Annotated in this window: 10 protein-coding genes; 6 read left to right on the top strand and 4 right to left on the bottom strand. The window is 60.4% G+C overall.

Annotation, left to right across the window (positions count from 1 at the left end; translation table 11 throughout):
* Positions 1 to 1335: TcfC E-set like domain-containing protein (locus PMI35_RS21535; RefSeq protein WP_008057574.1), on the bottom strand; the 1335-nt coding region annotated here is incomplete at its 3' end.
* A gap of 108 nt (positions 1336 to 1443) precedes the next feature.
* Entirely contained in the window at positions 1444 to 1932 is a 489-nt protein-coding gene (locus PMI35_RS21540; protein WP_008057573.1) for a CS1 type fimbrial major subunit, read from the bottom strand.
* Between the two features lie 470 nt (positions 1933 to 2402).
* On the opposite strand from PMI35_RS21540, the gene PMI35_RS21545 reads away from it, so the two are divergent.
* Together PMI35_RS21545 and PMI35_RS21550 are read left to right on the top strand one after the other, a co-directional pair.
* Positions 2403 to 2978, top strand: a complete 576-nt coding sequence (locus PMI35_RS21545) for a PadR family transcriptional regulator (RefSeq protein ID WP_008057572.1) — start codon at positions 2403 to 2405, stop codon at positions 2976 to 2978.
* Positions 2975 to 3766: a siderophore-interacting protein gene (locus PMI35_RS21550; protein ID WP_008057571.1), complete on the top strand. Its 792-nt coding sequence runs from the start codon at positions 2975 to 2977 to the stop codon at positions 3764 to 3766. Before PMI35_RS21545 ends, PMI35_RS21550 begins: the two co-directional genes overlap by 4 nt.
* On the opposite strand, the gene PMI35_RS21555 is transcribed toward PMI35_RS21550, so the two are convergent.
* Both PMI35_RS21555 and PMI35_RS21560 read right to left on the bottom strand, forming a co-directional pair.
* The gene (locus tag PMI35_RS21555) at positions 3733 to 4395 is read right to left on the bottom strand and encodes a Pr6Pr family membrane protein (protein WP_008057570.1); all 663 of its coding nucleotides are present in this window, start codon (positions 4393 to 4395) and stop codon (positions 3733 to 3735) included. The two genes, PMI35_RS21550 and PMI35_RS21555, sit on opposite strands and share 34 nt — an antisense overlap.
* Before the next feature lie 2 nt (positions 4396 to 4397).
* Positions 4398 to 4628, bottom strand: a complete 231-nt coding sequence (locus PMI35_RS21560; protein ID WP_008057569.1) for a VF530 family DNA-binding protein — start codon at positions 4626 to 4628, stop codon at positions 4398 to 4400.
* 271 nt (positions 4629 to 4899) lie between these two features.
* Here PMI35_RS21560 and PMI35_RS21565 point away from each other — a divergent pair, with 271 nt between their 5' ends.
* From PMI35_RS21565 to PMI35_RS21580, 4 genes are all read left to right on the top strand, one after another.
* Positions 4900 to 6282, top strand: coding sequence for a carbohydrate porin (locus tag PMI35_RS21565; RefSeq protein ID WP_008057568.1), 1383 nt, complete (start codon positions 4900 to 4902; stop codon positions 6280 to 6282).
* Between the two features lie 217 nt (positions 6283 to 6499).
* Complete coding sequence (locus PMI35_RS21570; RefSeq protein ID WP_008057567.1) at positions 6500 to 8908, top strand: glucose/quinate/shikimate family membrane-bound PQQ-dependent dehydrogenase; 2409 nt, start codon at positions 6500 to 6502, stop codon at positions 8906 to 8908.
* Positions 8909 to 9235: 327 nt separating this feature from the next.
* Positions 9236 to 11287, top strand: a complete 2052-nt coding sequence (locus PMI35_RS21575) for a putative bifunctional diguanylate cyclase/phosphodiesterase (RefSeq protein ID WP_008057566.1) — start codon at positions 9236 to 9238, stop codon at positions 11285 to 11287.
* Positions 11288 to 11495: 208 nt separating this feature from the next.
* Positions 11496 to 12851, top strand: a complete 1356-nt coding sequence (locus PMI35_RS21580) for an imelysin family protein (protein WP_008057565.1) — start codon at positions 11496 to 11498, stop codon at positions 12849 to 12851.
* The last annotated feature ends 147 nt before the right edge of the window (positions 12852 to 12998 follow it).

The raw sequence follows: 12998 nt of genomic DNA, 5'->3' as shown, positions 1-12998 counted from the left end.
GCTGGCGACGATGCTGCCGCTGCCGTAGGAATACAGCCCCTGTACATCCAGGCCGGTGCCATAGTCTTCGGTCTGGTAGATGTTGGCAAAGAGACTCGCATTGTTGACGATCGCCCAATCCACCGACGTGCCGTACTGCAACGCGTCGCGCACCTGTCGTCCACTCAAGCCCAGGATCACGCGTGGGTGCAGCAGGAAGTTGAACGCCGCGCCCGCGGTCATGTCGCCATCGTCCTGCTCGTCCCAGTTGCTGAGCACTTTGGACTCACGACCGGCAAACAGGTTGTAGCGCCAGCGTTCTTCGTGATTGCGCCAGTTGCTCGGTTTGTAGACCAGCTCCTGGGTGCTGGAAGTGATCTGACCGTCTTCGATCAGGCGTACTTCCACTTCATAGATGCCACCCGGTAGCGGGCGGGTATCGAGGGTCTGCAGCCCCGCGGGCATCGCCTGGGTATTGATCAGCAAACCGTCGCGGTAGATTTCCACCGAACCCTGGCGGTTGGCGGTGACATAAATCGGATAGACCGCCGGCTTCGGGTTATTGATCGCCAGGCTGTCGGAACTGCCATACATCACGCCCAGCGCCGTGTCGGGGCTGGTGCCGAACGTGCGCGGTTGTCGGGTCAGACCTTCGGACGAAGGCGTGAACAAACCCAAACGGAGAAAACTGCCCTCCAGTTCGCGCTGGGTGTAGAGCTCGTTCACCGAGTGATACGTCTGATCATCCAGGCCACCCAGTCGCGACAGTTGGATGTTGACCGCTTGGGTCCAGTTGCCCAGGCTGCTGCTGGCCTCAAGGCCATAACGCCCACCCAGGTCCTGATTCTGGCCACCGTTGAGGTTGAGCTGGTTGCGCACGATCAGTCCGGTGCTGCCGCCTTCAGGTTGACTGTAATAAAGCGGCGCCTGGTCATCGCGCTCGGCGTTTTCCGTGAGGATCGAGACCAGTGAATTTTCCAGGCTGTAGTGCACCGCCATCAGTTGCTCCGGGCAGTTGGCCTGGCAGCCACCCAGCGCCACACCTTGCTTCAAATAATTTGACCAGGTGTCGCGCTCACTGGATTTGAGCCTGCTGTCGCTGACATCCGCGAAGTCAACGAGGGTGATGCGATCGTCGCGTGTTAACACCACCATCGCCTCGCCGAGAAATTGTTGGTCGAGCTCCACGCGCACAGCCAGGGGCACATCAAAAAAATGCTCTTCGAACTCACTGGGCAGACCCTTGGCCTGCGCCAGCAAACTTCGAGGCGTATTAGCGTTATCCGCTGGTTCGGCCAAGGCCGTTGCACAGAAAAAAAGGGCAAGCGCCGTCGCGATGGAAGTCATCGGGAACATGAACGAAATACTCTGAGGATAAGTGCGTTAAAACCCGATCGACAGGCAGTAACTGCCCATCGACCGGCAAGTGTTAACGAATAAGGCCGAGCCTTAAGTCATGCTGTCTTAGTTGATGCGCGGAATAGCATCGAAGATCACGACTGGAGTGGCCGTGAACAGGCCCGTTTGTGCGGCAGTGGGTTTGGCTGCGGCGATCACCAGATCCGCCCGCATGCCGCCGTTGGACTCGGTATCGCCAACCACTTCCTGAGAAGCGCCGGTCAAGGTGACGCCGTTGAAGCTATAGGTCAGCGCGATGTTGCTGCTACCGTTGAACAGCGGTTGCGGGCCGCCTTCCACATAAGCACCGACCGAACCGTTGGTGTGTCGAACATCGTAAGTCGCACGCAGCGGCTCCAAGGTGCCATCGGCCAGGCGGTAGGCCATTGTTTCATCTTTACCGAAGTCAGGGTTGACCGGTTGAGCATGGAAGACCTGGGTAGGAATGGTGGCGCTGATGTTGATGGAGGTGCGCGATTCTTCCGCAGCGAAGGCCATTGAAGCGCTCAGGGCCAGGAGGGTCATCGGGACGGCGATTGCGAACTTCTTGAACATTGTGGAGTACCTGTTTTTTCGAGTAATTGGTATGTGAAAGTCGGCATTTTATTTTTATCGCCTCAAATAGTGGCGATCTGGCTCAACTTTCGACGGAGGGAATAATCAACCAATTTCCTAAGAAAGTAAGTACGTAAATTCCACACAACATGTAGTAAAAGCGAACTACAACCAGAAAGAAAAAACCTCAAAATATTAGATTTAAACTGTTTGACCGTCAGAACCATACTACATACAGTTTTAACTAAAAAAACATACAGGAATAAAGCCCTTTATTTCCGGGCATGTCGGCACTTATATATAAATACCAAATGCCCAATTAGATTAATAGCTCTAAATTACCTTGAGCAAATTTCCGAACCGCGCCCAGGCTTTCCTACAAATCACTCCCTTGACCGCCGATCCATCGCGTTTGCCTTTTCATAAGATATATCTTACGTTGTATCTAAACACGACGAGAGAAGACGCAAATGAGAGACCATCATTCCCCCCACCGCGAGCACGGCGACGGCCGTGACGGCTTCGAAAAACGTCCCGGCCGCGAACGCGGCGGCCGCGGTCCACGGGTGTTCGCCCCCGGTGACCTGAAATTGCTGCTGCTGGCGTTGATTGCCGAGCAGCCTTGCCACGGCTACGACCTGATCCGCCAGATCGAAGGCATGTTCGACGGCGCCTACAGCCCCAGTCCCGGGGTGATCTACCCGACCCTGACCTTTCTGGAAGAGAGCGAAATGATCCAGGGCGATGCCGAGGGCGGGAAAAAACGCTACAGCGTGACCGACGCCGGACGTCTGTCTTTAAGCGAGCAAGCGATTGCCCTGGAAGGTGTGCGCACACGCATCGATGTCAGCAAGCGCTCGCTGCGCGGTCATGATCGCCCGCCGCAAATTCACGAGGCTGTGCATAACCTGCGCCATGCCTTGCAACTGCACCACGGCCGCTGGAGCGCCGAAGAAATCCAGCGCGTCGCCACCCTGCTCAATAACACCGCCAAAGCCATTGTCGACGGCCCCGCCGTTCAATCTGCCCAGGAGCCCGCCGTATGACTGAAGTAATCGTGCCGTCCCAAACCATTCACCGCGTCATGCATGAAATAAAACGCCGTCGCCTGGAGGTGCTTCGCGTCGTCGACCTGACCCCGCGCATGCGCCGCATTACCCTGGGCGGCCCTGAGTTGGCCGGCTTCGTCAGCCTCGGCACCGACGACCACGTCAAACTGCTGTTCCCGCAAAACGCGGAGCAACAGGCGGCGCTGCAGACCCTGGTGCTCGGCGCCGGCAAAGACAACGGCCCGATGCCGGCCATGCGCGACTACACCCCGCGCCGCTACGACCTGCAATCCCTGGAGCTGGATATCGATTTCGTGCTGCACGGCGACGGCCCTGCCTCGACCTGGGCCGAACAGGCCGAACCCGGGCAGTTCCTGCACATTGGCGGGCCTCGGGGCTCGATGATCGTGCCGGATATCTTCGACAGCTACCTGCTGATCGGCGACGAAACCGCCCTGCCCGCCATCGCCCGACGCCTGGAAAGCCTGGCGGCCAATCGGCGGGCGCTGGTGGTCATTGAAGTGGAAAACGGCGCCGAGCAGCAAAAGCTGGAAAGTGCGGCGCAGGTCGATGTGATCTGGGTGTTGCGCGAGGGTGGCAAGGACCATTTGTTGAGCACCGTGAAACAACTGACGGTGCCCGGTGGCAGCCTGTATGCGTGGGTGGCGACCGAGACCAAAGTGTCACGGCAGATTCGCCGGGTGCTGCTGGACCAGCATGGGCTGGATGAGCAGTTCGTCAAGGCGGTCGGCTACTGGCGCCTGGATGACAGCGAGGAAGAGTGAGCCCGCCGGTCCAATCCGATCACTATCAGCGCAATCAGGACAAAACCCGCCAGCAGCCCGCCGGCGTTGGCGAACACCTGTGGATAACCCAGTTTGTCCACATCGATGAACGGATACGGATAGACCGCCAGCACATGCCCGCGCAGCAACGAGTAGGCGAAGTACACTAGCGGGTAGATCACCCATAGGCCGATGTGCCACAGGCGCAACGTGCCTTTGGGGACGCACCACCACCAATAGCCCAGGAACAGCAGTGGCATGACGTCATGCAATAGCTCGTCGGCCAGCCACTGCCAGCCTTCGGGGTGCCACAAATGGCGCAGCAAGACGTTGTAGCCCAGGCCGACCACGGCGATGCTCACCGCCACCGCGCTGCTCACCCACGGCTGTAGAAACCAGCGCCGCAACGACGATTCCCGGGACGTCCATTCGCAGGTCAGGACAGTCGCCACCAGAGTGTTGCTCAGCACCGTGAAAAAGCTGAAAAAACTCAGCAACCCGCCCATGAGGCTGGCGTCGATGCTCCAGCGTGAATAGAGGATCAGATACAGCTGAATACTCAATCCCGCCCAGCCGAGGATGGCGGCAACCGCCACAAAACGCCGCCGCGCGGCAGTCGGCTGCCCCATGCTCAGACCGGGCGCTTGGTGCGCATCAGTTTCACGTACAGGCGCTCGACTTTCTCCCGCGCCCACGGCGTCTTGCGCAGGAATGCCAGGCTCGACTTGATGCTCGGATCGCTCTTGAAGCAACGGATATCGATGCGCTCGGCCAGCCCCGACCATTCGTAATGGGTCACCAGCGCATTGAGGATCTGTTCCAGGGTCACGCCGTGCAGCGGATCGGGGTTGTTTTCGTTCATGCCAGGCCTTTGGGCGAAGTGAAAATGCAGAAGGCGCGCACCTTAGCCGAGGGCTTCGCTCGGGGGAAGCGCTCTGTGTCCTGTGTGTTTAATGTAGGTGATCTGCGCCTACTGTTACCGATTTTGAAAGGCAGCTTGTCAGTAAAAGCCCTTTCTCTATTTGTAACAGAACATTATCCTTACGCCCGTCCCAGCTGAAACGCTTCCGCTGCCCGTCCCACCTTGCTGCTTTCAGTTCATTTCCCCGAAAAAGATCAAGAATTTCTTCCCTATGCCAGATTTACAACGCTCGAAAGACAGCGCTGTCTTTACGTCTTTCACTCGCCAAAAAGCCTTGAGCCTGTTCGCCGGGCTTAGCGTTTTGAGCCTCGCCACTGCTAGCCAGGCGGCGCCCGCCTTCGACAGCGACTCACCGTGGATGCTCGGTGACTGGAACGGCACCCGCAGCGAGCTGGCGGCAAAGGGCTACGACTTCAAGATCGACTACACCGGTGAAATGGGCAGCAACTTGCACGGCGGCTACGACCACGATCGCACCGCTCGCTACAGCGATCAGTTCGCGCTTGGCACTCACCTGGACCTGCAGAAAATCCTCGGCTGGGACGACGCCGAGTTCCAGCTGACCCTCACCAAACGCAGCGGCAACAACATCAGCAACGACCGGATCAACGACCCGCGGGTCGGCGGATTCACTTCGGCGCAGGAAGTCTGGGGCCGTGGCCAGACCACGCGCCTGACGCAGATGTGGTACCAGCAGAAATTCTTCGACCAGACACTCGACATCAAGGTCGGCCGTTTCGGTGAAGGCGAAGACTTCAACAGCTTCCCCTGCGACTTCCAGAACCTGGCGTTCTGCGGCTCCCAGGTCGGCAACTGGGTGGGCGACATCTGGTACAACTGGCCCGTCAGCCAGTGGGCGCTGCGGGTCAAGTATCACCTGACTCCGGAGCTGTACGCGCAGGTCGGCGCTTACGAGCAAAATCCATCGAACCTCGATCGCGACAACGGCTTCAAGCTCAGCGGCAGCGGCACCCAAGGGGCAATCCTGCCGGTGGAGCTGGTGTGGACGCCAAAGCTCAACGGTCTGCCGGGTGAATACCGGGCTGGCTACTACTACAGCAACGCCGACGCCAAGGATGTCTACAAGGACAGCAACGGTCAGCCCGCCGCCCTGAGTGGCGAGGCTTACCGCAGCGCATCGAGCAAGCACGGTGTGTGGCTCGGTATCCAGCAACAAATCACCAGCGTCGCCAGCGATCACAGTCGGGGCTTGAGTGTGTTTGCCAACGGCACGATGCACGACAAGAAGACCAACGCCATCGACAACTATGTCCAGGCCGGCCTCGTCTACAAAGGCCTGTTCGACGCACGCGCCCGGGATGACATCGGCTTTGCCATGGCCCGCGTGCACGTCAACCCGGCGTATCGCAAGAATGCCCAGGCGAGCAATCAGGCCAAGGCAGTCTTTGACTACGACAACCCGGCCTTCCTGCCGCCCCAGGACACCGAATACAGCGCCGAACTCTATTACGGCGTGCACGTCACGAACTGGCTGACGGTGCGCCCGAACCTGCAATACATCCGCCACCCCGGTGGCGTGAACGAGGTCGATGACGCGCTGATTGGCGGGATCAAGATCCAGTCGTCGTTCTAACCAACACCACAAAACCCTGTAGGAGCAAAGCTTGCTCGCGATGACGGAGTGTCAGTCACCGCAGATGCGGCCGACAGTCCGCAATCGCGAGCAAGCTTTGCTCCTACAGGGGGAATGCGACGCCCCAACCGGTTTTTGTATGAACCACGCCCCCGCGGGATCCTCATCTACAGTGAACCTGCGCGGGACCACTTGAAACGTCACGGAGAACCACACTATGAGCACTGACGGTGCTTTGAGTCGAAGCCGTCTATTGCCGACCCTGCTCGGCATTCTGCTTCTGCTAATGGGCCTGGCCATGCTGGCCGGCGGGATCAAGCTGAGCATGCTCGGCGGCTCGCTGTACTACCTGCTGGCCGGTATCGGCCTGGCGCTGACCGGCCTCCTGTTAATCGCCGCGCGCCGTGCCGCGCTGGGCCTGTACGCACTGGTGCTGTTCGCCAGCACCGTCTGGGCGCTGTGGGAAGTCGGCCTGGACTGGTGGCAGCTGGTGCCGCGCCTGGCGATGCTGTTCGCGCTGGGCCTGGTCATGTTGCTGCCGTGGTTCCGCCGACCGCTGCTGCGTGATGGCGCCGCCCCCCTGGGCACCGGCGCCCTGAGCGTGGCCGTGGTGATCGCGGGCGCAACGGCCCTGGCCAGCCAGTTCACCAACCCGGGTGAAATCAAGGGTCAACTGGACCGCGACAGCGTGCCGGGCATGACCAACACCGCCCCGGCCATGCCCGACGGTGACTGGAACTCCTACGGCCGCAGCGCCCACGGTGACCGTTACTCGCCGCTGGCGCAGATCACCCCGCAAAACGTCAACAAGCTGGTACCGGCCTGGACCTACCGCACCGGTGACCTGCCTGGGCCGAACGACCCGGGCGAAACCACCGCTGAAAACACCCCGCTGAAAGTCAACGGCATGCTCTACGTGTGCACGCCGCACAGCCAGGTGATCGCGCTGGACCCGGACACCGGCAAGGAAATCTGGCGTTTCGATCCGAAGCTCTCGACGCAGAATGCGGCGAACTTCAAGGGTTGGGCACACATGACCTGCCGTGGCGTGACCTATCACGATGACGCCGTGTATGCCTCCGAACAGAGCCCGACCGGTTCGGCCAGCCCGGCCCCGGCCAGCGCTTGCCCACGCAAGATCTTCCTGCCGACCGCCGACACCCGCCTGATCGCGCTGAACGCCGACACCGGCAAGATGTGCGAAGACTTCGGCGACAAGGGCCAGGTCGACCTGCGCGCCAACATCGGCGGCTTCACGGCCGGCGGTTACTACTCCACCTCGCCACCTGCGGTCACCAAGGATCTGGTGGTGATTGGCGGCCATGTCACCGATAACGTCTCCACTGACGAGCCAAGCGGCGTGATCCGCGCGTTCGACGTGCACACCGGCAAGCTGGTGTGGAACTGGGACAGCGGCAACCCGGACGATACGACGCCGATTGCCGAGGGCAAGACCTACACCCGCAACTCGCCGAACATGTGGTCCATGTTCGCGGTCGATGAAAAACTCGGCATGCTGTACCTGCCGATGGGCAACCAGACCCCGGACCAGTTCGGCGGCGCGCGTACCCCCGAGTCGGAACTGCACGCGGCCGGCCTGACCGCCCTGGACATCGCCACCGGTAAAGTGCGCTGGCACTTCCAGTTCACTCACCATGACCTGTGGGACATGGACGTCGGCGGCCAGCCGACCCTGATGGACCTGAAAACCGCCGATGGCGTGAAACAGGCCGTCCTGGCGTCGACCAAGCAAGGCAGCATCTACGTGCTGGACCGCAGCACCGGCCAGGCCATCGTGCCGATCAACGAAGTGCCAGTGCCGCAAGGCGCGGTGGAAGGCGACCACACCTCGCCGACGCAACCCAAATCCGACCTGAACCTGATGCCGCCGCCGCTGCAAGAGCGCGACATGTGGGGCGTCACGCCGTTCGACCAACTGATCTGCCGGATCGACTTCAAATCCATGCGCTACGACGGCCCGTTCACCCCGCCGTCGCTGCAGGGTTCGATCGTGTACCCGGGCAATTTCGGTGTGTTCGATTGGGGCGGTATCTCGGTTGACCCGGTGCGTCAGATCGCCTTCGTGAACCCGAGCTACATGGCGTTCAAATCGAAAATGATCCCGGCCGCCGAAATCGCCGCCCAAGGCCCGCGTAAAAGCGAAACCGAAGGCGTGCAGCCAAACAAGGGCGCGCCGTACGGCGTGGTGCTCGAAGCCTTGCTGTCGCCAATGGGCCTGCCGTGCCAGGCGCCAGCGTGGGGCTACGTGGCCGCGATCGACCTGACCACCCATGAAAAAATCTGGATGCACAAGAACGGTACCGTGCGTGACAGCTCGCCGGTTCCGATCCCCCTGAGCATGGGCGTCCCGAGCCTGGGCGGCACCTTCACCACCGCTGGCGGCGTCGGTTTCCTCAGCGGCACCCTCGACCAGTACCTGCGTGCCTACGACGTGAAAAACGGCAAGCAACTGTGGGAAGGCCGCCTGCCAGCAGGCGCGCAAACCACGCCGATGACCTACACCGGCAAGGACGGCAAGCAATACGTGCTGGTCGTGGCTGGCGGTCACGGCTCGCTGGGCACCAAACAGGGTGACTACGTGATTGCCTACAAACTGTCGGAATAAGCGACAACCGTAGTTAACGCCAAGGCGACTCCCGCAGGGGGTCGCCTTTTTTGTGGGCGAGCGACCAGTCCAAAAGCAGCGCCCGGCACCTTGCCTCAACGCCACAGCCGTCTAACATCTAACGAAAGGAAATTTTGTCCCAATTCCCCTCAAGTTGAAGGACTCGACTACCGACACAGTACTGATCGGGCAATTGCCCCAGACACAGCAAATCGGCCAAGCTGCAGGCAAAATTCCGCAGGATGGATTGTCCCTTTGACTGCCATCACGGGATTGCCAATACTCATGGCAACTTGATGCTACCCGCACGGAACAAGGAATTACCCTTTGAAGCTGGAACTCAAGAACAGCTTGTCGGTGAAGTTGCTCCGGGTCGTGCTCCTGTCGGCATTGATCGTCGGCGTGGTCTTGAGCTGCGCGCAGATCGTGTTCGATGCCTATAAAACACGCCAGGCCGTCGCCGGCGATGCCGAACGCATCCTCGACATGTTCCGCGACCCCTCCACCCAGGCCGTCTACAGCCTGGACCGGGAAATGGGCATGCAGGTGATCGAAGGCCTGTTTCAGGATGATGCGGTGCGTCAGGCTTCCATTGGCCATCCCAACGAAGCCATGCTGGCGCAAAAATCCCGTGAGCTGCAGCACTCCAGCAGTCGCTGGCTGACCGACCTGATTCTCGGCAAGGAACGCACCTTCACCACCCAGTTGGTGGGGCGCGGCCCTTACAGCGAGTATTACGGCGACCTGAGCATCACCCTCGACACCGCCACCTACGGCAAGGGCTTTATCGTCAGTTCGGTGATCATCTTCATTTCCGGGGTACTGCGTGCCATGGCCATGGGACTGGTGCTGTACCTGGTCTATCACTGGCTGTTGACCAAACCCCTGTCGCGAATCATCGAGCACCTGACCGAAATCAACCCCGACCGCCCCAGCGAGCACAAGATTCCATTGCTCAAGGGCCACGAGAAGAACGAACTGGGGCTGTGGATCAACACCGCCAACCAGTTGCTCGAATCCATCGAGCGCAACACCCACCTGCGCCACGAAGCGGAAAACAGCCTGTTGCGCATGGCCCAGTACGATTTCCTTACCGGCCTGCCGAACCGCCAGCAATTGCAAACACAGCTGGACAGGATCCTCGTCGATGCCGGCAAGCTGCAACGCCGGGTCGCGGTGTTGTGTGTCGGGCTCGATGACTTCAAGGGCATCAACGAACAGTTCAGCTACCAGACCGGCGACCAGTTGCTGCTGGCCCTGGCCGATCGCCTGCGCGCGCACAGCGGACGCCTGGGCGCCCTCGCCCGCCTGGGTGGCGACCAGTTCGCCCTGGTGCAGGCCGATATCGAGCAACCCTACGAAGCCGCCGAACTGGCCCAAAGCATTCTCGATGACCTGGAAGCGGCATTTGCCCTCGATCATCAACAGATCCGCCTGCGCGCCACCATCGGCATTACCCTGTTCCCCGAGGATGGCGACAGTACCGAGAAGTTGCTGCAAAAAGCCGAGCAGACCATGACCCTGGCCAAGACGCGCTCGCGCAACCGCTATCAGTTCTATATCGCCAGCGTCGACACCGAAATGCGCCGCCGCCGCGAGCTGGAAAAGGACCTGCGCGATGCGCTGGCCCGCGACCAGTTCTACCTGGTCTACCAACCGCAGATCAGCTATCGCGATCACCGGGTGGTCGGCGTCGAAGCGTTGATCCGCTGGCAGCATCCCGACCACGGGCTGGTACCACCAGACCTGTTCATCCCCCTGGCCGAGCAGAACGGCACCATCATCGCCATCGGTGAATGGGTGCTGGACCAGGCCTGCAAGCAGTTGCGCGACTGGCACGACCAGGGCTTCAGCGACATGCGCATGGCGGTAAATCTTTCCACCGTGCAGCTGCACCACGCCGAGTTGCCGCGGGTGATCAACAACCTGATGCAGATGTATCGCCTGCCGCCGCGCAGCCTGGAGCTGGAAGTCACCGAAACCGGCCTGATGGAAGACATCAGCACCGCCGCCCAGCACTTGCTCAGCCTGCGTCGCTCCGGTGCGCTGATCGCGATCGACGACTTCGGTACGGGTTATTCGTCACTGAGTTATCTGAAAAGCCTGCCGCTGGACAAGATCAAGATCGACAAGAGTTTCGTCCAGGACCTGCTCGATGACGATGACGACGCAACCATCGTTCGCGCCATCATCCAATTGGGCAAGAGCCTGGGTATGCAGGTGATCGCCGAAGGCGTGGAAACCCTGGAGCAGGAGGCCTACATCATCTCCGAAGGCTGCCACGAGGGTCAGGGCTACTTCTACAGCAAACCCCTGCCGGCCCGAGAGCTGGTGGCTTACCTCAAACAGGCCCAGCGCAGTAATGCCGCAATCTTGTAACCCCCGTGTAGGAGCCCGGCTTGCAGGCGAACCAGGCGATGCGGTGTGTCAGTAAAGCCGCCTTCGCGGGCAAGCCTCGCTCCTACAAGGTGAATAAGAAATATTTCCAACCACAACCCTTTACACATAATGCGAAAGATTTGCATTATGTGGCAGTTTTGCGCGCCGGACGCGTTATACCACCCCCTCTCGAAGCAGGATGTTCGCCATGATTCGTATGCCTCTGGCTACCGCCAGTCTGTTGGCCATCGCAATTTCCCTCGCCGGTTGCGGTGAAGGCAAAGACAAAGAAAAAGCGGCCGCTCCTGCGCCAGCGGCCAGCACTGCCGCAGCCCCGGTAGCACCCGCCGCAGCCCCTGCCGCTGCCAGCAAGGTCGACGAAGCAGCTGCCAAAGCCGTTGTCGCGCATTACGCCGACATGGTTTTCGCCGTTTACAGCGATGCCGAATCTACCGCGAAAACCCTGCAAACAGCCGTCGACGCGTTCCTCGCCAAGCCGAACGCCGATACCTTGAAAGCCGCCAAGGCTGCCTGGATCGCTGCTCGCGTTCCTTACCTGCAGAGCGAAGTGTTCCGCTTTGGCAACACCATCATCGACGACTGGGAAGGTCAGGTGAACGCCTGGCCACTGGACGAAGGCTTGATCGACTACGTCGACAAATCCTACGAGCACGCACTGGGTAACCCTGGCGCCACGGCCAACATCATCGCCAATACGCAAATCCAGGTTGGAGAAGACAAGGTCGACGTGAAGGACATCACCCCGGAAAAACTCGCCAGCCTGAACGAGCTGGGCGGTTCCGAGGCCAACGTCGCCACCGGCTACCACGCCATCGAATTCCTGCTCTGGGGCCAGGACCTGAACGGCACCGGCCCTGGCGCCGGCAACCGTCCAGCGTCCGACTACCTGGAAGGCAAAGGCGCCACCGGCGGTCACAACGATCGTCGCCGCGCTTACCTCAAATCCGTGACTCAATTGCTGGTCAGCGACCTGGAAGAAATGGTCGGTAACTGGAAGCCGAACGTGGCCGACAACTACCGCGCCACCCTGGAAGCGGAACCGGCTGAAAGCGGCCTGCGTAAAATGCTGTTCGGCATGGGTAGCCTGTCCCTGGGCGAACTGGCGGGCGAGCGCATGAAGGTTTCCCTGGAAGCCAACTCGCCGGAAGACGAACACGACTGCTTCAGCGACAACACCCACAACTCGCAGTTCTACGATGCCAAAGGCGTGCGTAACGTGTACCTGGGCGAATACACCCGTGTCGACGGCACCAAAATGACCGGCGCCAGCCTGTCGTCCCTGGTGGCCAAGGTCGATCCGGCGGCAGACACCGCCCTGAAAGCCGACCTGGCTGCGACCGAAGCCAAAATGCAGGTCATCGTCGACCACGCCAACAAGGGTGAGCACTACGACCAGCTGATCGCTGCCGGCAACACCGCCGGTAACCAGATCGTCCGTGACGCCATCGCATCCCTGGTCAAGCAGACCGGTTCGATCGAAGCCGCCGCTGGCAAACTGGGCATCAGCGACCTGAACCCGGACAACGCTGATCACGAGTTCTGATCAACGCTGGCTGAATAAAAAGGCGACCTTCGGGTCGCCTTTTTCATGCCTGCCTGAACACTGACCAATGTGGGAGCGGGCTTGCTCGCGAATACGGTTTCACATTCAACGATGATGTTTGCTGACCCACCGCTTTCGCGAGCAAGC

This window comes from Pseudomonas sp. GM78, assembly GCF_000282475.1.
GTDB lineage: Bacteria > Pseudomonadota > Gammaproteobacteria > Pseudomonadales > Pseudomonadaceae > Aquipseudomonas.
Note: the sequence above shows the minus strand (reverse complement) of the source record. Positions and strands in the feature narration are given on the sequence as shown.

Coding starts and splice junctions, on each gene's coding strand:
- PMI35_RS21540 (WP_008057573.1), bottom strand. CDS start 1,932: ATGTTCAAGAAGTTCGCAATCGCCGTCCCGATGACCCTCCTGGCCCTG.
- PMI35_RS21550 (WP_008057571.1), top strand. CDS start 2,975: ATGACTGAAGTAATCGTGCCGTCCCAAACCATTCACCGCGTCATGCAT.
- PMI35_RS21555 (WP_008057570.1), bottom strand. CDS start 4,395: ATGGGGCAGCCGACTGCCGCGCGGCGGCGTTTTGTGGCGGTTGCCGCC.
- PMI35_RS21570 (WP_008057567.1), top strand. CDS start 6,500: ATGAGCACTGACGGTGCTTTGAGTCGAAGCCGTCTATTGCCGACCCTG.
- PMI35_RS21565 (WP_008057568.1), top strand. CDS start 4,900: ATGCCAGATTTACAACGCTCGAAAGACAGCGCTGTCTTTACGTCTTTC.
- PMI35_RS21560 (WP_008057569.1), bottom strand. CDS start 4,628: ATGAACGAAAACAACCCCGATCCGCTGCACGGCGTGACCCTGGAACAG.
- PMI35_RS21545 (WP_008057572.1), top strand. CDS start 2,403: ATGAGAGACCATCATTCCCCCCACCGCGAGCACGGCGACGGCCGTGAC.
- PMI35_RS21580 (WP_008057565.1), top strand. CDS start 11,496: ATGATTCGTATGCCTCTGGCTACCGCCAGTCTGTTGGCCATCGCAATT.